Below are 20,562 nucleotides of genomic sequence, written 5' to 3' on the forward strand. Positions count from 1 at the left end.
TTATTCTCCTTAAAACCAATCGTTATGCATGTCTGTACAGACTGAATTATTCTCTTTTAAAATTTGTATATCTCGTTGAACCGTCGGTAATTCCCAATCAATAAAATATTTTGCGGCTTGCACTTTTCCTTTGTAAAAGCTTATTTTCTGTGCAGATGATTCATTTTCTAATAACTGCTCAGCCTTACTCGCTTGTTTTATCCATATCCAACTAACTACAACACTTGAAAATATATTCATCATGGCTTGTGCATTTGCACTAAGAGTCAACGCCTCTTGCGATTTCATTACGCCGCTTAGGTGGACTAAAACGTCATGTAAATGATTCATATAAGGTGCTAACTTTGCTGCTAGTTGTGCTGATTCACTTGTTCTTATTGCAGACAAATCTTGGGTAATTTCATTTTTTAAGATTTGAATCCCTATACCTTTGTGCTGCCATAATTTACGGAAACTTAAGTCCAAGGCTTGAATACCGTTTGTCCCTTCATGAATTGGGTTTAATCGATTGTCTCGCCAAAACTGTTCAGAATAGTATTCGCGTGTATAGCCTGAGCCACCTAGCACTTGAATACCCAAATCGTTTGCTTTAGGTCCAAATTCCGACGGCCACGCTTTTAAAACTGGCGTGAGCAAGTCTAGCATTTGAGATAATTCTTCCTTACGTGTTTGATCAGAGCAAGTGTTGATTCGGTCAATCAAATTTGACCCATATAAACACAAAGCCATTCCCCCTTCTGTGTATGCCTTTTGTGCTAACAGCATACGTTTTACATCACCATGATTAATGATGGCTGTGGCATCATCTTCGGGCTTATTATTTGGTGCTATGCGGCCTTGCGTTCTGTCTTTTGCATAGTCTAGGGAGTACTGGTAGCCTCGGTAACCAATCATAGCAGCACCAAACCCAACGCCAATTCGTGCTTCATTCATCATCATAAACATATAACTTAAGCCACGATGAGCTTCGCCAACTAAATAGCCATGACAATCATCATTTTCGCCAAACGTCAGTGCTGTACTTGTTGTGCCTCGATAGCCAAGTTTATGTAATAAACCCGCAAGTTGAACATCGTTTCTATCCCCTACTGATAAATCATCATTTAAGCGGTATTTTGGTACAACAAATAACGAGATCCCTTTAACGCCGGCCGGTCCACCTGGAATTTTTGCCAGTACAAGATGAACGATGTTATCTGATAGCTCATGCTCTCCACCAGAGATATAGATTTTGCTTCCCTTAAGACGATATGTGCCATCGCTTTGCAAAGTAGCACTTGTTTTAATATCAGCTAAAGAAGAACCTGCATGAGGCTCTGTTAGGGCCATAGTGCCTGTAAAATCTCCCGTTAGCATACGGGGCATAAATGCAGCTTTAATATCATCATTAGCAAAGTGTGATATTACATTGATCGCTGCTGCGGTTAAAAATGGATAGGCTGTTGTAGAAGGGTTGGCCGCCATAAAATAGCCAGAAACAGCTGTCATTACTGTTTCAGGCAATTGCATACCACCATCTTCAAAGCTATATCGGCCAGCAATAAACCCTGCTTCACGAAACGCATCAAAAGCGACTTTCACATCATCAATCATCGATACTTTGTGACCATCAAACTGCGGCTCATTTTTATCCGCGATATGATTGTGAGGCAGAAACAACTTTGCCGCCATTTTGTGAGCCGTATCGATTACAGCATCAAAGGTATCACGGTTGTGTTCAGCAAATTTATCATGCTCGCATAACGCTTGTGTATCTAGCACATCATATAGTTGAAAAGGTAGTTCAAAATCATGAATTAATGTATCAGCAGCCATAAGTTGTCCCTTAATGAAAGTCTATTGATTTATACTTTTACTGTTATGAATAAGTCTAATAAAAGTAAATAAAATGTAATATTGTCATTTATGACATAAAACAGGTTATTTGTGACACCTATAGATTTTAGTGATATTCTACTACGACTCAAATGAATATCGCTTTTAGCATGAGTAATAAAGATGCCCTATTTCAAACCATTCAGTGTAGTCATCATCGGCTTTGATGGTGTTTTAGGCAGCGCCTTAGCAGGTGCTTTAGATGTATTTTCGTTTACTGGCGTGAGCTGGCAGCGCTTTAACAACGAGTCTGTTTCACCACGATTTAGTGTACAAGTAGCGAGTGTTTCAGGTAGAAATTTTAAGTGCAGTAACCGACTCGTTATGCATGCACATATTGATATTAACGATATAAGTAATTGTGATTTAGTTATCATACCTACAATTGGCGGCAATATTGATGAAGTACTCGATGCCAACATGAATTTAAAACCACACCTTTTGCGTATTGCTAAACGCGGTGCCGACATCGCTAGTAATTGCAGCGGTGCATTTTTACTTGCCAAATTTGGTTTACTTGATGGACTTCAAGCGACAACACACTGGGGATATGCACAGAAATTCAAACAAGACTTCCAACACGTTGATTTACAAAACGATAAACTTGTAACCCAATCTGGAAACGTATTTTGTTCAGCAGGAGGTAGTGCATTTTATGATCTGAGCCTTTTGCTTATCGAGCGATACTGTGGCCGAGACGTGGCCAATCAAGTTGCCAAAACACAAGTGATTGAGTCGAGGCGAGGCAATCAGAGTATGTATACTAATATGAAACTATACAAACACCACTCAGATGAACTTATCAAAAAAGTCCAGGAGTATATTGAAGATAACTTTGACCAAACCTTACAGGTAGCGCAATTGGCTAATTTGTTTAATGTGACGGCTAGAACCCTTAATCGCCGATTCCAAACAAGTGTCAATTTAAAGCCAATTGAATATATTCAAGCGGTGAGAATAGAACAAGCTAAGCGATTACTTGAACATGGCAATATCAACTTGAAATCTTTACCTCAGGCTGTTGGCTATGACGATTATGTGTCTTTTAATCGATTATTTAAAAGAATCTGCGACCTAAGTCCTAAGGAATATCAAAACAAATTCTATCGAAACTAAGTTTACCTCTTCAATCGACATCACACTCTGGTATAATTACAGTGTCAATAATATGTTATTGGCAACACGCTAACTATTTCATTACGCGATACCCTTACTTACTATCATTTACGGATTCGAACACTATGATTCTTTTAAAGCAATCTTTGCTTTCTATTACTATCGCTGGGGCTTTGTCGGGTGCAGCCTATGCACAAGAAGAAGTTGAACAAGAAAACCAAACGGGCTTAGAAACTATTACTGTTACGGCTCAGAAACGCACACAGTCGATTCAAGAAGTCCCCATTTCAATCGCCACTCTTAATGGTGAACAATTTGAAAATATCTTTGCAGCAGGCGATGATATTTTAGCAATGGCTGTAAGAGTACCAAGGCCTATATGCTGAAACATCAAATGGCAGAGTTGCGCCACGTTTTTATATTCGTGGATTAGGAAATACTGATTTTGACTTAGCCGCTTCTCAACCTGTTCTCTATTATTATGGACGATGTAGTGATGGAAAACGTTGTCTTAAAAAGTTTCCCGCTTTTTGATGTACAACAAGTTGAAGTCATTCGCGGACCACAGGGCACGCTATTTGGTCGTAACACGACCGCTGGTATTATAAAGTTTGATTCCGTAAAGCCATCTGAAGATTTTGATGCTTATGTTAAATCGTCATTTGGTACTTTTGACACATTTAATGTTGAAGCGGCTGTTGGTGGCGGATTAAGCGATGACATTTCAGGTCGTTTATCAATCTTATCTCAAACGCGCGACGACTACATTGACAACCTCGCAGCACCTTGATACTGAAAATTTGGGTGGCTATGAAGAATTAGCCTTCAGAGGACAGTTGCTATTCACCCCAAGTGATGATTTAGATATATTGCTTCAAGTTCAAGGGCGAGACCTTAAGGGCACCGCGTCTGTATTTAGAGCAAACGTTTTTAGTCGCGGATCAAATGACTTAAATGAAAACTACGATAGACGAGCAGTGACCTATGATGCAAACCTCTTAGGTCAAGGCTTTGACAATAATCCTCAAGAATATGACGGCTTCGGGACAACACTAAAAGTAGATTATGACCTAGGTGATATGACATTCACATCTATTAGTTCGTTACAAACTGCAGAAGGCTTTAGCTTAGGTGACATAGATGGTGGGTTTGGCAGTGCAGCAGATTTCACGCCTCCCTCGCGCCCAGGATTTATTCCTTTTGATGCGGTCACACGAGACTCGGTTGACGATCTTGAGCAACTCACTCAAGAATTTAGACTCGCAAGTGATACCAATGACGCATTAAGCTGGCAAGTTGGTGCATTTTATTATGATGCTTCTTTTGATGTAACAAGTACGGATGGTTTTTTTGGTGCCACTACAGTGACGCATGAAAATACTACCTGGGCAGTTTTTGGCCAAGCAAGTTACGATATCAATGAAAAGCTTAGCGTAACTGGCGGCATTCGCTATACAGATGATGAAAAGTCTTTGTTAGTTGGTCAACAAAATGTTGATGGCTTTGCCTTGGTTATTGGTGCCGCTCAGATACAAGATTATGCACCTGTAAACGTTGATGATGGGCAAACAAGTTTTGAACTTAGCGCAAACTATCGCATGACATCAAACACGTCATTATTTACGCGCTTTGCTAACGGCTTTCGAGCTCAAAGTATACAAGGTCGAGATATTGCGTTTGAAGGAAATCCTTCTGTGGCAGATGCCGAAACCATCAATTCTATTGAATTTGGTGTCAAATCTGATTTGTTAGACAACTCCTTAAGACTTAACGCTGCTGTATTTGCCTATACGGTTGATGATTTACAACTATCGGCAATTGGCGGTGCTTCAAACGGAAATGCCTTATTAAATGCTGATAAGGGCGAAGCTTACGGCTTTGAAATTGATGCACAATATGCATTCAATGATAATTGGTTCTTCACCGCTGGTTATGCCTACAATCACACCGAGATAAAAGATGACAGTTTACTCGTTGCAGCCTGTGGTTCTCCCTGCAGTGTTTTAGATCCAGTTGCTGATAATGGCTTTGCTTTTGTGGACGGTAATCCCTTCCCTCAAGCACCAGAGTACACCTTAAGCTTCACTGCAAAGTATACAGTACCCGTCAGCGATGACGGTGAGCTTTTTGTCTATACTGATTGGGCATTCCAAGGCGATACAAACTTATTTTTGTATGAGTCATTTGAGTTTCAAACTGACAGACAGTACGAAGGCGGTTTGCGTGCGGGTTATGAAAACTTTGCTGATGGATATAGTGTTGCTTTATTCGGCAGAAATATAACAGATGAAAATAACGTTAAAGGCGCATTAGATTTCAATAATCTTACCGGTATCGTAAATGAACCTCGAGTTATTGGGATAGAAGTCAAAATGAATTTTTATTAAGTGATGACTTTCGAGTAACTTGGTAAAAGCCAGTCTTATGACTGGCTTTATTTTTATTAGAAGAACACAACAATATGACATTATTATCATCAAATTTTGTACTATTTAGCATTTGTACACTGGTTTGGGGCTCTACTTGGATAGCACTGACCTTTCAAGTGCATGAAGATATGCACATTATGCTAAGCGTTGGTTTACGATTTGCCATTGCCGCTATTTTAATTGGTATTTGGTGTAAGTTATCCGGTATTAAAATACTTATTCCATTTGTCCATCACAAATGGATTGCGATAGCTGGTGTATTTCTTTATTGCCTAGATTACTCTTTTTTGTATGCGGCCCAGCAACATATGATAAGTGCGCTGTTAGCCGTATTAAGCAGTAGCGTAATCTATTTCAATGTAGTGTTACGTCGTTATCTGATGGGAAAGCCAATCCGCATAGAAGTGGTGATTGGAGCTACAATTGGTCTATTAGGGATTATCTTAATTTTTTCACCTGAATTTCAGGCCTTTGGTTTGAAAGAAGGGATTGGCTTTGGATTACTCTTTGCAATCATCTCATTTTTTTGTGCTGCGGTGGGAAATGTGGTGTCTGAAAAAGTACTAAGCGGCGATGTCAAAATATTACAAATGAACTTTTGGGCCATGACATATGGCACAGCACTTACGCTTATAATTGCATTTTCAAGTGGCGCTTCTGTGACACTTCCAACACAAGAAAGTTATTATTATTCGCTAGCATATCTGAGCATTGTCGGCTCGGTGATCGCGTTTGGTGCTTACATGAAACTACTAAAACAGATTGGTGCTGACAAATCAGCGTACGTGGTTTTATTGTACCCGGTGGTTGCACTTATAATATCGACATTTTTTGAAGGTTATCAGTGGTCAATAGCCGCTATATGGGGTGTCATTGCCGTTCTCATAGGAAACGCAATTGCCATGGGTAAATGCAACACATTACTTGGTATAAAAACGATTGAAACGTAAATACCAAGGCATATTAAGGATAAATGCGACGCAAACAAGCCCGTCGCATCTAAGCCACAAGAGTATTAAGCACCATCAACTTTAATATCTGTCGACACTTCAACATTTTGCTCAGGAGCACCTTTACCTCTAAACAAAGACTTAATGTCGTCTAAAATGATATATAACGATGGTACCAACAACAATGTAATAACGGTTGCAAACAAAATACCAAAAGCCAGTGAAATTGCCATCGGGATCACAATCTGCGCCTGTAAGCTCTTTTCAAACATAATGGGTAAAAGGCCCATAAACGTTGTCAACGAAGTTAAAATTATCGCTCTAAATCGCTGAGTGCCAGCATTGAGCACAGATTCCATTAATGAAAATCCTTGCCGTCTGGCTCGGTTAACAAAATCCACCATAATTAACGAATCATTAACCACAACGCCCGATAGCGCAATAATACCCAAAATAGACAGTACGCTAACAGCATTAAACAACAATAAATGTCCAATGATCGCGCCAACTAAACCAAAAGGAATAACCGACATAATAATAATCGGTTGTGAGTATGATTTTAACGGAATTGCCATAAGGGCATAAATTAATACTAGCGCAAACACAAAGCCTTGCACCAAGGCAATAACAGCCTCTCCTTGCTCCCTTGCATTTCCTTGCAATCTAAAATCAACATTCGGGTATTTTTCTAAAATATCAGGAATGACATTAACAACAACATCTCTGCTAACCTCACCGGGGTCAACCAAGTCTTTATTCACTTTTGCTGTAACAGTAATAGTTCGCGCTCCATCAACGCGTCTTATACTTGAATAGCCTTGAGCTAATTTCACATCGGCAACTTGATTAAACGGCACATCATCGCCATTAGGCGCTCTTACACGCATGGTTTCAAGGTTACCCACCGAATTGCGCTCTTCTTTTGGATACCGAACCATGACCTTCACTTCTTCATCTTTACGTTGTATCCGCTGCGCTTCGGCTCCAAAAAAACCGTATCGGACTTGCTGCGCTAATTGAGAAAGGCTTATTCCAAGTGCTTCTGCCTGAGGTTTCACTTCAAGTTGAATTTCATCACTACCGCCACTAAACGAATCATTTACTTCTGTGACGCCCGTATATGTATCTAAATATCGTCTAAGATCAGCGGTAACAAGTTTTAATTGCTCAACATCGTCAGATCTAAATTCAAAATCTAAATCTGAACCGCCACCAGGACCACCTTCACTACCAATAGACAACGAGCGTACTCCGGGTATTTCTTGGACAAACCCACGCCATACATCTTGTATTTGTTTATCATCTAGCTCCCTTGTCTCGCCCTTAGTGAGCTCGATAAACACTTGGCCTGCTAATGGACCATTATCAAATGCAAGAAAGTGTTTGATAACAGGCGCGCCAGTATCATCAATAATTTGTTGATTCATTTTTTGCGCTGAGCGTGTTAACTCTTGAATTGCAAGATCACGTTGGCGAAGCGATGAACCAGCTTCCATTTCAACATTTGCAACCATAAAATCAGATGGGATATCAGGAAAAAAGACAAACCTAACAATTCCGCCAGAAAACAAGCCAATAGTGAGTATAAACATCGCTAAAAAGATGGATAAGGTGGTGTATCGATTGCGCACCGCTTTCATTAAAAACGGCCCGTATTTATTGTGAATAAATGATTTGATCTTTAGGTTTAAATCTTCTCGAAACCTCTGAAACGCGTTAGCCTTATTCGGATCATAAGGGGTCACCTTCATATTGGCTAAGTGAGCAGGCAATATAAGCTTAGATTCAATCAGCGAGAACACTAAACAAAGAATTACAACAAGACCAATAGTCTTCCAAATGACACCAAATGTACTCAGGTACCATCAACATTGGCGTAAACGCTGCAATAGTTGTTAATACCCCAAAGGTGGCCGGCATCGCAACACGCTTAACACCTCGTATCACGTTATCTAAACTATGCCCGCTTTTGTCTATTTCGGAATAGGCGGATTCCCCCATAATAATCGCGTCATCTACCACAATTCCTAGCACTAATATAAAGCCAAATAGGCTTAATAAATTTATCGATACATTGATGTATTCAACTGGCATAAGCATCAAAGTGCCTAAGAAACACACCGGTAGCCCAACCATTACCCAAAACGCTAATTTTAACTTCAAAAAGATAGCTAGTATCGCAAATACCAACACCGCACCTTGTAGCATATTCCAAAGCATCATGCTTAATCTATCTGCCAAATAAAATGAACTATCTCCCCAAGAATCCACATTGACATTAGCAGGCAATTCGGTTTTCTTTTTATCAAGATATTCATTCACTCGCTTTGATATTTGAAGTGCATTTTGGTCGCCCACTGCATTCACGCGAATACTAATCGCATTTTCTCCGTTAAATTTCGCGTAATTGTTATCTTCAACGAAGCCGTCATTAATAGAAGCAATGTCCCCTACCAACAAACGAGTACCATCTGTTCGGTTAATAAGAGGAATACTCGCAAAATCCCAAGCAGTGTAGGCTTGGCCTTTTGCGCGCAAAAGGATGTCGCCATTTTCCGATTTAATCGAACCACCTTAGCACATCAATTGAAGTGCGCCTAATCGCATTTACTACATCATCAAAGGTCAGACCATAGGCTTGCAATTGAATCTCTGATATTTCAACTGACACTTCATAGTCTCTTGCGCCTGCAACCGTTACATCAGATATACCAGGCAAATTCGCTATATCATCTCTTATCTCTTTGGTAAGTTCTTTTAACTCTCGTTCGTTTACATCACCATAAACCGATATCCAAAGAACACTTTGTTGCGCTTTAATACGATAGACAACTGGCTTTTCTGTGTTGTTTGGAAAGGTAGAAATCGCATCTACTTGTACTTTAATCTCATCAAGCAGGTCTTGTACATCATATCCATCTTCAACCTCGACAGTCACAGAGCCTAGCCCTTCTCTGGCAACTGAACTAAGCTGTTCGATACCTTCTAAATCTTTAATAGCCTCTTCGATTCTTCTAACAACCCCCTCTTCTACTTCTTGAGGGGCGGCGCCTAAATACGGAACTTGAATGCTAATGACATTGATACTAAATTGTGGAAACACTTGTTTTTGAACTTGAATAATTCCGAAAATACCGCCTAGAATGATCAAAACCATCAATAAATTTGCAGCCACACTGTTGCGTGCAAACCATGCAATTATGCCACTTTTAGTGTCTATTTCTTCTCTATCACTCATAAGTTTAACTCTGTAGAAGATTCTTCATCTTCGCTATTTAAAGAGGGTGTGGGAGTATCTTGGGTAAAACGTACCGGCATACCTTGATAAGGGGCAGAAACGGCGCTCATCACGACTTGTTGGTCTAAAGGTAGGCCACCGCTTATATACACATAATCTTCATCTGAACGCATAATATCAACGGCATTAATGTTTAGCGTATTGTTATCGTCAACACTCAAAATTGTGCCATCAAGCCTAACCACAAAGCGAGGAAGTTTGACTATATTATTAGCCGTTACTCCGGTTATTGCTGCACTAACAAAGCGACCATATTTTAACGGTGAATCATGTTTTTGTGAGCGTAAATTATAAGGGTCATCTATTTCCACTACACCATAAATAACTCGTCTAGCTTCGTCTAAAACGGCTTCATCCCTGACCAACTTTGCTTGCCAGAAATGCGTTTTACCAGCCACTTCAGCTTGCAATGTAACAAGGGGCTGTTCTTGGTTTAAATTCGCCAAAAACGCCACATCATTATCGGTTAACGGAAGTCTTACTTCTCCGGTTTGTGTAGAAAAAATTTCACCGACTTGACTACCCATTGGCACAAATTGACCGATATCGACCATTCGTGATTTTACAAGACCATCATAGGGTGCTCTAATTTTGGTTCGTTCAAGATTACGCTTTGCTCGCGCTAAATTAGCGTTTGCCGCTTTTACGTTTGCCTGTTCACGAGCTAACTGGGGCTTTCTTAAGCCAAGCTCTGGTGCCTGTGATGTATTAATAGAGCTCCATTCGGCTTGCGCTACTCTGCCGCGAGCTTGTTCTTCGTCAAGACTAGCTTGAGCTCTTGCCAATTCAGCTTCAGCTAAAAGCAAATCAGTTTCATAATCTGCACTTTCAAGCTCGATTAAGACATCCCCTTTTGAAAAAAATGCACCTTCATTAAAATTTTCGGCAATCTCAACAATACGGCCGCTTACCTGTGTGCTTAGCATGGTGCGCTGCTTTGGCTCAACCGGCCCTTGTGAGTAAACTAAAAACTCAATGTCTTGTGCGAATATAGGCTGCGCTTCAACAAGAAAATCTTTGGTTTCAACTTCCTTTTTTTCAGGCTTGGGCTTTAATTGAATAATCACGATCAATGCGACTATAGATGCTATTACAATGATGATTGGAAGCCCTACTTTACGAAAACTGCTGCTCATGCACTAACCTTTTTATCTAAATACAACACGTTATGTGCTTCAATTATACTCTGCATTATCGGCTAAGGACTACCGCAGAACATTAAAGATTTGTTATTCACCCTACTTAAAGTGTGTCTAAATGTTACAACCTTTACATTCTCTTTAATGTGGCACTTAACTTTTGACATAATTCTACGCTGTTTCCGCAAAGTTTAGGCATAGCGTAATCGATACTTTGTAGCTCTGAAGCCCTTATTAAACGAGTCACCAAATCGCGTAACCAAATTAGTCCTGGATCACGCTCTTGTCTGGTATGCCACAGTATATGAGCAGGTGGTGGATTTAACTCAATCGGCGGTAATGTGCCGGTAATACTTCCATCCATAATACTTTGCGTCACTGCACCAAGGGGCACCACGCAAATTAAGTCACTGTTAACTAATAAAGGCGCAACCATACTAAATTGATTAACGCTCATTGCAATGCGCCTTGGATAATCCTTGCTGCTCTAGCACTTCATCTGTTACACCCACTACATCACCAGACAATGACACTAACAAATGATCTGCAGCGGCAAACTCATCAATACTTAGCGTACTTTTTGCAAGGGGGTGCTGTGGCCGCATCGCACAAATATACTGGGGATGAAACAAGGCTTCACTGCGGATGGTGCTTGGCAACATGTTACCAGCACCAATTACCAAATCGACCGCGGCATTATCTAAAACTTCGCTTGCATTGATGATCGTATACGGCACCATATGCACATTAATTTTAGGCGCTTCGCGCTCTATTGTCTGTCGTAGCGCGACCATCATCATTTGCACAACAATATCTGCCGCGGCAATTCTAAAAGTACGAGTAGAAGTAGCAGGGTCAAATATGTTGGGTTTAATTACTGTTGATAATTCATTTATCGGCTGTTTAATCTGATCCCACATGTTTTGCGCTTTTAAAGTGGGTTTTATATTGCGACCTTGTTTCACAAACAAATCATCTTTCCACGCGACTCGCATTCGACTGACAGCATTTGAGACTGCTGGTTGAGTCATTGCTAAACGATCTGCAGCTCGACTAATGCTACCCTCGGTCATTATGGCGTCAAATATAATCAGTAAGTTTAATTCTTGTGGACGCATTAGCTCTCCTTAGATGTTTTTTTAAGCATAGATTAATACATCACAAATGCAAATGTATTATATATAATTATATAATTTTTTTTATATTTAATACGACTCTATTATTGGTCCATCAATTAAGGTTGAGGAACCAATAATGAACATACACAAAATCAAAACGATACTAACGGGGTTTATTGCAATTAGTGTGTTAAGCGCATGTGTTAATGCGGATAATGACGAACAGGCATTGTTTGTTCCCGAAATAGAAGTCGCCAATGTAGAAACATACGCTATTGCAGATTCGCAAGTGTTTACTGGCCATACTCAAGCGCCACAGCATGTTGACTTGCGCCCACGAATTTCAGGGTATGTATCGCAAGTACATTTTATTGAAGGTGCACAGGTAAGCAAAGGCGATATCTTATTCAGCATTGATGATGCACCTTTTCGTGCAAAAGTGAGTCGCCTACAAGCAGATTTAGAAATTGCCGCTAGTCAATATGAATTAGCGGTGAAAGAATTTTCGCGAGCCGAAACACTAAGCCTTAGCAATGCAGTCTCGAAAGAATTACTTGATACCCGTCAAGCTAATGTTCAACAAACTAATGCTCGGCAAGCATCAGTTCAAGCACAACTTAATATCGCACAATTAGAATTAAGCTATACCCGCATACTTGCGCCTATTTCTGGGAAAGTGTCAAATGCTTATATTACGCAAGGAAATCTAGTAAACGCGGGGCAATCATTACTAACAACTATTGTTTCAACTGAGCAAGTACATGCTTATTTTAATGCCAATCAAGATGCATATATCGAGTTTGTTCAAAGCAAAGAAGACAGCCAAGCATTGCCTGTCATTGTTAGTTTTGGTGAACAAGGAAATGCAGAACGCGTCGGGTTTATCGACTTTGTCGACAATCAAATCAACGAACAAACAGGGACAATAAGAGCGCGAGCTGTAATCAATAATGAAGACGGATTGATTGTGCCGGGATTATTCACGCGTCTGAATGTTTATTCTCAACGTGCTACCGACACTATTCTTATTCAAGATACTGCCATTGGCACAGATTTAAATAATAAATTTGTGCTTGTGGTAAATGAAAATAACATTGTTGAATATCGAAAAGTGACATTGGGTGAAAAAATTGAAGGATTACGGGTTATTTCTAAAGGCCTTGCGGCAAGTGAAAGGATTGTTGTTAATGGACTACAAAAAGTACGTCCAAACACCCAAATTTTACCGATTTCGGTTGAAATGGCTGATAGCGAAATATTAGCAAATATTCACGATTACCAGACAAACATAAAACGTATGCATGCCCAATTGAAACATCAAAGCTCAAATTCCGATAATCAGGTGGTAATGCTGCTAGGCTCTGATAAAGGCAAAACACTTGCCTTTGCTTCTCACTAGACCCATACGAGAATAACACGATGAATTTTTCACAATTTTTTATCCGCCGTCCGATATTTGCAGCCGTCTTATCTATTTTGATTTTTATTGCAGGCGCGCTATCACTTCAACAATTACCCATTACCGAATACCCAGAAGTTGTGCCGCCAACTGTAGTGGTTAGTACTACTTACCCTGGTGCTAACCCAAAGATTATTGCCCAAACCGTTGCATCTGTAATAGAAGAAGAGCTTCAAGGGACTGAAAATATGCTTTATATGTCATCACAATCTACAAGTGATGGACGAATGACCTTAACAGCCACTTTTGCAATTGGTACCGATATTGATTTAGCTGAATCACATATAAAATCCAGAGTTGATAGAGCGCTTGCAAGGTTACCTCAAGAGGTGCAACGCATGGGAGTAACGACCCAAAAGTCATCACCAGATTTAACAATGGTGGTACACCTTACATCACCCGATGATCGTTTCGATATGCTTTACCTGTCAAACTTTGCTCACATTAATGTTAAAAATGAACTTGCACGAATAGAAGGTGTTGGCGACGTGCAGTTATTTGGCGCCGGTGAGTACAGTATGCGAATATGGCTAGATCCTTCAAAAGTAGCTAGTTTAGAGCTAACAGCCATGGATGTGGCCGATGCAATTAACGAACAAAACAAACAAGCCGCCGCTGGAAGTTTAGGCGCTCAGCCTAGTGGCAGTAACGCATTTCAGTTACTTGTAAATGTTAAAGGGCGACTAGAAACGCCTGAAGAGTTTGAAAACATCATTATAAAAGTAGGACAACAAGGCGAAATAGTTAGGTTAAAAGATGTTGCTCGAGTTGAATTAGGCGCAGACTTTTATGCTTTGCGCTCCTTATTAGATAATCAAGCTGCCGTTGCTTTGCCAATTTTTCAGGCTGCGGGATCAAATGCGATTCAAATCTCAGATGATGTGCGCAAAACCATGGCTTCTCTAAAGCAAGCATTTCCTGATGGTATCGACTACAAAATAGTCTATGATCCTACGGTTTTTGTGAGAGATTCCATAGAAGCGGTGGTAAAAACACTTTTTGAAGCGTTAATCTTAGTTGTGCTTGTTGTAATTTTATTCTTGCAAACATGGCGGGCTTCTATCATTCCCCTAGTCGCGGTGCCAGTATCTTTGGTGGGTACGTTTGCCGTAATGCACCTATTAGGTTTCTCACTAAATGCCTTATCATTGTTTGGCCTAGTCCTGGCGATTGGCATTGTCGTAGATGATGCGATAGTAGTCGTTGAAAATGTAGAAAGAAACATATCGGAAGGTTTATCCCCTGTAAAAGCTACTCAAAAAGCGATGAAAGAATTTACTGGGCCAATTATTGCGACCACCTTGGTGTTAGCGGCTGTGTTCATCCCCACAGCATTTATGTCAGGTTTGACGGGACAGTTTTATAAACAGTTCGCATTGACCATTACAATATCTACTTTTATTTCAATGTTTAATTCATTGACACTTAGTCCTGCGCTTGCCGCTTTATTACTCAAGGACAAACATGCTCCTAAGGATGCCTTAAGCCGATTAATGGACCGCTTGTTTAGTCACTATGTATTTACACCATTTAATCAATTGTTTGAAAAAGGACAAAGTGTGTATGGCAAAGCGGTCAAAAAGATCCTTCGAACTGGAGTACTCGTTGGTATCTTTTACGTGACGTTAGTGGGAGTAGCTGGGCTTCAAATTACAAATACACCAACAGCTTATATTCCGACTCAAGATAAGCAATACTTGGTAAGCTTTGCGCAACTACCTGATGCAGCATCTTTAGATCGCACTGATGAAGTGATACAACAAATGTCTGCAATAGCACTGGCTCACCCTGGTGTTGAGTCTACTGTCGCTTTTCCTGGACTTAGTATCAATGGTTTCACAAACAGTACTAATGCTGGCGTCGTTTTTGTCACGCTAAAAGATTTTTCAAAGCGCAAAGGTGAAGCGCTTTCAGCTAATGCGATTGCTCAGTCTCTTGGTGGACAATTTAGCACCATCCAAGAAGCATTTATTGCTATATTCCCACCTCCTCCTGTACAAGGTTTAGGTACAATTGGTGGCTTTAAACTACAACTATTAGATAAAGCAAATCTTGGTTATTTAGCATTGTATGATGCTACTCAAACCATATTACAACAAGCCTTAGCAAACCCCGGAATTAGCGGGCGTGTTTTCAAGTTATCAAGTAAATGTGCCGCAACTAGAAGTAGACATTGACCGCCAGAAAGCAAAAAGTTTGGGCGTATCTATCAGTGATATCTTTTCAACTATGCAAATTTATTTAGGCTCATTATATATAAATGACTTTAATCAGTTTGGGCGTACCTACCAAGTTAACTTGCAAGCCAAAGAATCGTTTAGACAAGAGCCAAAGCAAATTGCCAAATTAGAAGTTCGAAATGCGCAAGGCGACATGGTGCCACTGGGCTCATTTGTGACAATAAAAAATGTCGCAGGCCCAGACCGCGTAATGCGCTATAACGGATTTATCACCGCAGATTTAAATGCAGGACCGGCTGAAGGATTTAGCTCAGGTGAAGCTCAGCTTGCTATGACTAAAATTTTAGATGCAAATTTGCCTAATGGGATTGAGTATGAATGGACCGACCTAGCCTATCAACAAAAGCTAGCAGGCAATACCGCGCTTTTGGTGTTTCCACTTATAGTGTTATTAGTGTTTTTAGTACTTGCTGCTCAGTATGAAAGTCTGAGTTTACCGCTGGCGATTATTTTGATTATACCTATGACTTTATTGTCGGCGATGACAGGGGTGATTGTTTATGGAGGTGATAATAATATATTCACCCAAATAGGCTTAATTGTGCTGGTGGGTTTGGCCACTAAAAATGCGATTTTAATCGTAGAATTTGCCAAAGAATTGCAACACAAAGGCTTAAGTGGATTTAATGCAATAATGAAAGCTTCAACCCTTCGTTTACGCCCTATCTTAATGACCTCTATTGCATTTATTATGGGGGTATTACCACTTGTATTGTCAACGGGCGCAGGCGCTGAAATGAGACAAGCAATGGGTGTGACAGTATTTGCGGGAATGATTGGTGTAACTATTTTTGGTCTTTTACTTACGCCTTTGTTTTATCATTGGCTTGCACCTAAAAACAAATCTGAATAATCCTTTTTTAAATGAACAAGCTCGCAATTTAAACGTTGTTTCCTCAATCATTCGAGCTTGTTCATTTATTCTTTGTGGCATATTAATATTTTAAATCTAAATTTTTCAACTACAATACGGGCAAATTACTCAGCTACTGAGATTGAAAATGGATAAACAAAAATATTACCAGATGATCGAGTCACCAGAAATGCTTGATTATGGTGTTTACTTGCAGTGCGACAAACTTCTTGATTGCCAAAAGCCACTTAATGAATTAGCGACAGCTGACGAATTACAATTTCAAATCGTACATCAAGTTGAAGAGCTTTGGATGAAGCTAATTTGTTTCTCATTAGTTGAAATTATTGACTACATGGAGACTGAACATTATCACCGTGTGATTACTCTTTTTTCAAGGGTACATCAGTTGCAACGATTAATGATTACTCAATTAGATGTGTTAGAAACAATGTCGCCTAAAGAATACCAGCAAATTAGACTGCAGCTTGGTAATGGGAGTGGTCAAGAATCACCTGGTTTTAGAATGTTACTTAAGATGCCATCAGATCTGTGGAAAATGTTTGAGTATAGCTGCTTAGATCAAGGAAAAATCAGTATAGAAAGCATCTATGACGAAGACTACACACATGACTTTAGATATGCAATTGCAGAAGCCATGGTCGAATTTGATGAATTGCTACAACGTTTCAGGTGGCGGCATTTATTTTTGATTCACCGTTCAATTGGCCTAGGTTCAGCTTCATTGAAAGGGCGTCCAGTTGATTTGTTGCAAAAAGGAGCAAACAAACGGTTCTTTCCTGCTCTTTGGGATATTAGAAGTACAATGACAGATAAATGGGGAGGTGAATATGGCAAAGTTCGCCCTTCTATTTCTGGTAAATCATCATCATAAGGTAACTGCTTAATGTCTGACGACTCAACTCACAGTGCACTTATATCGCCTAAGCTTATTGAACAAATGTTTAATCAACCTAAAGGCATATATGCCCTATCACATTCAGTCGGCCCACTTATAAATAGTGCTGCTCAAGCACTACAAACCCAATATCTTGATACTTGGTCTGAAAATGGTTCAGATTCATGGCCTTATTGGTTGTCTCTATGCGACGATTTCTGCCAACAAATAGCCAACATTATTGGCGCTAATCAACAAGATATTTGTCCACAAACTCATTTAGCGTCGGGTTTTCACGCATTTTTAACAGCTATTGCAAAGATGCCCAAGCATAAGCATCAACGCACTGTCGTTATGCACTGTGAAGCTTTTGCTTCAATGGGATTTGTCGTAAAAGCGCTCGCCGATACCTATAACTTATCACTTGTAATATTAGACGGAGATCCTAACGATATTGAGATATGGTTAGATGCCTTAGAATCACATAATGTGCTTGCTTGTCTGGTCACCCATGTTCACTCTAATACATCTATAAAGAGCCAGGTCAGTGAAATTTGTTCATTGATTAATCAATTTGAAGCATTCTCAATGGTAGATGTTGCGCAATCTATTGGCATCTGTCCGATTAACGTAAAACAATGGAAGTGTGATGCAATATTTGGGTCCTGTGTAAAATGGCTTTGTGGAGGGCCTTGGCGCTGGTTTTATATATGTAAAGCCGACACTTGTGCAGTATTTGCAACCCGATCCTGTGGGTTGGTTTTCTCACGAGAATCCTTTTGAATTTAACATCGAGAACTATTTACCCGCTACAGGTGTTAAACGTTTTTGGGGTGGTACACCTTCGATTGCGCCCTATGTTATTGCATCGGCATCGATTAAAGCGCTAAGCGGTATAGGTTTCGATAAAATCAATGCACATAACCATGCACTCAAACAGTATATAATTGACAATATTGATTACAAGGCATTGAAAGTATCACCACACCATGATGCAAATATTTATGGTGGAAGCTTGTGTCTTGTTCCCAAAAACCTTGAACTAACGAAAACGAATTTATCAAAGTGCGAAGTTAAATTTGATGTCAGAGGTGAGGCTATTAGGATTTCTTTGCACATCATCAACACAATCGAACATGCAAAGGTCATATGTACTAGCTTTACAGATTAAATCAATCTAATTAATTTGATTTATAGTAAAGCAAACATAAAAGACTGCTTTTACCTGCATAAAAAAACCGAGCTAAGAAAACTTAGCTCGGTTTTAACACGAGATTGTAATGCAATTACAATGCAGATTCTAATTTAGGAAGTTCGTCAAATAAATCTCCCACAAGGCCATAATCAGCTACTTGGAAGATTGGCGCTTCTTCATCTTTGTTAATGGCAACAATGACTTTAGAATCTTTCATACCTGCTAAATGCTGTATTGCGCCAGAAATACCAACTGCAATATATAACTGAGGTGCGACGATTTTACCCGTTTGACCTACCTGCATATCATTCGGCACAAAACCCGCATCTACCGCGGCTCTTGATGCACCAATGGCTGCGCCTAGTTTGTCAGCAATACCATTTAATAATGAGAAATTTTCACCATTTTGCATGCCACGACCACCAGAGATAATTACCTCAGCAGCGGTTAGCTCTGGACGTTCTGACTCAGTCAGCTCAGCCGACACAAAGCTTGATTTGTCACTAGCATTTGCATTATCTAATGCTTCGATTGGCGCATTAGCGTCGTTTGCCGCTGCATCAAAAGCTGCAGCACGGACAGTAATCACTTTTTTCTCATCTGCGCTTTGAACAGTGGCGATTGCATTGCCTGCATATATAGGTCGAACAAATGTATCGGCACTTTCTACCGCGATAATGTCTGAAATCTGGGCAACATCTAAGAAAGCGGCAACGCGAGGCATAAAGTTTTTGCCCGTTGTTGTTGCAGCAGCAAAAATATGCTCATAACTACCCGCAAGCTCAACAACTAAATCGGCGACATTTTCTGGTAACTGATGCTCGTAATGTGCTGAGTCTGCAACAAGCACTTTGTCCACGCCAGTGATTTTTGCACCACTTGCCGCAACGCCTTCACAATTGCTGCCAACAACCAATAGCGTAATGTCACCACCCACTTTGCTAGCTGCATGTACTAATTTATTGGTCTCTGACTTTAAGCTGACATTGTCGTGTTCTGCATATACTAAAATACTCATGATATCACCTTCGCTTCGTTTTTCAGTTTTTCTACCAGTTCGTCAACACTTGCCACTTTAACCCCGCCTTGACGTTGTTCAGGTGGTGTTACTTTAACTAAGGTGACTTTAGATTCAAGATTTACACCTAAGTCACTCGCTTGCTTAACATCGATTGGTTTGCGCTTAGCTTTCATAATATTTGGCAATGAAGCGTAACGAGGTTCATTTAAGCGCAAATCGGTGGTCACTACTGCTGGCAATGATAAAGCGACCGTTTGCAAGCCTCCATCTACTTCCCTTGTTACATTAATAGTATTACCGTCAACATCTACCTTACTTGCAAACGTTCCTTGCGGCATTCCCGTCAATGCTGCTAGCATTTGGCCGGTTTGATTATTATCTGAATCAATAGCTTGCTTGCCCAAAATGACGATATCTGGTGACTCATCATCTACTACTGTTTTGAGTAATTTAGCAATTTGTAAGGAATCTAGAGACGCTTCTGTCTCGATATGCACGCCCCTGTCCGCACCTAAGGCAAGGCCTGTACGAATTTGCTCTTGGCAAGCTTTAGGGCCAATAGACACAACAACGATTTCAGTCGCCACGCCTTTTTCTTTTAGCCTTATTGCTTCTTCAACTGCGATTTCACAAAAAGGGTTAATCGCCATTTTTACATTGGTTAAATCGACATTTGAATTGTCAGGTTTGACTCTAACTTTTACGTTATAATCGATAGCACGTTTGACCGGTACTAAGATTTTCATACTTTCCCCTAATATTGATGTCTTTTGCTGGTAAAATATTACCTACACTTAATCGTATTTATGTACGTTTAGTGTAGTGTTTTAGCTTAAATCCTTTATGGCTAAAACTTATGTTGCAATATTGACAGATAAAATAGACGAGCAATCTATAATTAGTTGACGCAAACGTCAACCTAGATTACTTTTCTATGATAATTTATTTTACACCGTTTTAGCGCGCTGTAA

The 20,562-nt window shown here is 40.0% G+C and carries 12 protein-coding genes and 3 pseudogenes; 8 read left to right on the plus strand and 7 right to left on the minus strand.

The window, feature by feature from the left end:
* Positions 1 to 9: 9 nt before the first annotated feature.
* Positions 10 to 1,815: an acyl-CoA dehydrogenase gene (locus ACZ1G6_RS08010; protein WP_472618801.1), complete on the minus strand. Its 1,806-nt coding sequence runs from the start codon at positions 1,813 to 1,815 to the stop codon at positions 10 to 12.
* 183 nt (positions 1,816 to 1,998) lie between these two features.
* Between ACZ1G6_RS08010 and ACZ1G6_RS08015 the strand changes: the two genes are divergently transcribed.
* From ACZ1G6_RS08015 to ACZ1G6_RS08025, 3 genes and pseudogenes are all read left to right on the plus strand, one after another.
* A complete protein-coding gene (locus tag ACZ1G6_RS08015; RefSeq protein WP_472618802.1) occupies positions 1,999 to 2,991 on the plus strand; it encodes a GlxA family transcriptional regulator in 993 nt (330 codons plus the stop codon).
* Between the two features lie 125 nt (positions 2,992 to 3,116).
* Positions 3,117 to 5,378 (plus strand): annotated as a pseudogene (locus tag ACZ1G6_RS08020) (TonB-dependent receptor).
* 74 nt (positions 5,379 to 5,452) lie between these two features.
* On the plus strand, positions 5,453 to 6,370 hold the full coding sequence (locus tag ACZ1G6_RS08025) for a DMT family transporter (RefSeq protein ID WP_472618803.1): 918 nt from the start codon (positions 5,453 to 5,455) through the stop codon (positions 6,368 to 6,370).
* Positions 6,371 to 6,435: 65 nt separating this feature from the next.
* Here the strand turns inward: ACZ1G6_RS08025 and ACZ1G6_RS08030 are convergent.
* From ACZ1G6_RS08030 to ACZ1G6_RS08045, 4 genes and pseudogenes are all read right to left on the minus strand, one after another.
* Positions 6,436 to 9,608, minus strand: a pseudogene (locus ACZ1G6_RS08030) (efflux RND transporter permease subunit).
* On the minus strand, positions 9,605 to 10,804 hold the full coding sequence (locus ACZ1G6_RS08035; protein WP_472618804.1) for an efflux RND transporter periplasmic adaptor subunit: 1,200 nt from the start codon (positions 10,802 to 10,804) through the stop codon (positions 9,605 to 9,607). Before ACZ1G6_RS08035 ends, ACZ1G6_RS08030 begins: the two are co-directional and overlap by 4 nt.
* Positions 10,805 to 10,937: 133 nt before the next feature.
* Positions 10,938 to 11,264 carry a type 2 periplasmic-binding domain-containing protein gene (locus ACZ1G6_RS08040; protein ID WP_472618805.1) on the minus strand — a complete coding sequence of 109 codons (327 nt, stop codon included), beginning with the start codon at positions 11,262 to 11,264 and terminating at the stop codon, positions 10,938 to 10,940.
* The gene (locus ACZ1G6_RS08045; protein ID WP_472618806.1) at positions 11,254 to 11,925 is read right to left on the minus strand and encodes a LysR family transcriptional regulator; all 672 of its coding nucleotides are present in this window, start codon (positions 11,923 to 11,925) and stop codon (positions 11,254 to 11,256) included. Before ACZ1G6_RS08045 ends, ACZ1G6_RS08040 begins: the two co-directional genes overlap by 11 nt.
* Positions 11,926 to 12,061: 136 nt before the next feature.
* Here ACZ1G6_RS08045 and ACZ1G6_RS08050 point away from each other — a divergent pair, with 136 nt between their 5' ends.
* The 5 genes and pseudogenes from ACZ1G6_RS08050 (at position 12,062) to ACZ1G6_RS08070 (ending at position 18,546) form a co-directional block, all read left to right on the plus strand.
* Positions 12,062 to 13,324, plus strand: a complete 1,263-nt coding sequence (locus ACZ1G6_RS08050; protein WP_472618807.1) for an efflux RND transporter periplasmic adaptor subunit — start codon at positions 12,062 to 12,064, stop codon at positions 13,322 to 13,324.
* Between the two features lie 20 nt (positions 13,325 to 13,344).
* Positions 13,345 to 16,477, plus strand: a pseudogene (locus ACZ1G6_RS08055) (efflux RND transporter permease subunit).
* A 148-nt stretch (positions 16,478 to 16,625) separates the two neighbouring features.
* Entirely contained in the window at positions 16,626 to 17,372 is a 747-nt protein-coding gene (locus ACZ1G6_RS08060; RefSeq protein ID WP_472618808.1) for a tryptophan 2,3-dioxygenase family protein, read from the plus strand.
* Positions 17,373 to 17,384: 12 nt separating this feature from the next.
* Entirely contained in the window at positions 17,385 to 18,158 is a 774-nt protein-coding gene (locus ACZ1G6_RS08065) for an aminotransferase class V-fold PLP-dependent enzyme (protein WP_472618809.1), read from the plus strand.
* Positions 18,103 to 18,546, plus strand: coding sequence for an aminotransferase class V-fold PLP-dependent enzyme (locus tag ACZ1G6_RS08070; RefSeq protein WP_472618810.1), 444 nt, complete (start codon positions 18,103 to 18,105; stop codon positions 18,544 to 18,546). The genes ACZ1G6_RS08065 and ACZ1G6_RS08070 overlap by 56 nt, the downstream gene beginning before the upstream one ends.
* A gap of 115 nt (positions 18,547 to 18,661) precedes the next feature.
* Here ACZ1G6_RS08070 and ACZ1G6_RS08075 read toward each other — a convergent pair whose 3' ends face one another.
* The gene (locus tag ACZ1G6_RS08075; RefSeq protein WP_472618811.1) at positions 18,662 to 19,588 is read right to left on the minus strand and encodes an electron transfer flavoprotein subunit alpha/FixB family protein; all 927 of its coding nucleotides are present in this window, start codon (positions 19,586 to 19,588) and stop codon (positions 18,662 to 18,664) included.
* The gene (locus ACZ1G6_RS08080; RefSeq protein WP_472618812.1) at positions 19,585 to 20,337 is read right to left on the minus strand and encodes an electron transfer flavoprotein subunit beta/FixA family protein; all 753 of its coding nucleotides are present in this window, start codon (positions 20,335 to 20,337) and stop codon (positions 19,585 to 19,587) included. Before ACZ1G6_RS08080 ends, ACZ1G6_RS08075 begins: the two co-directional genes overlap by 4 nt.
* Between the last annotated feature and the right edge of the window lie 225 nt (positions 20,338 to 20,562).

It is taken from the genome of Glaciecola sp. HA4-3 (genome assembly GCF_055693685.1).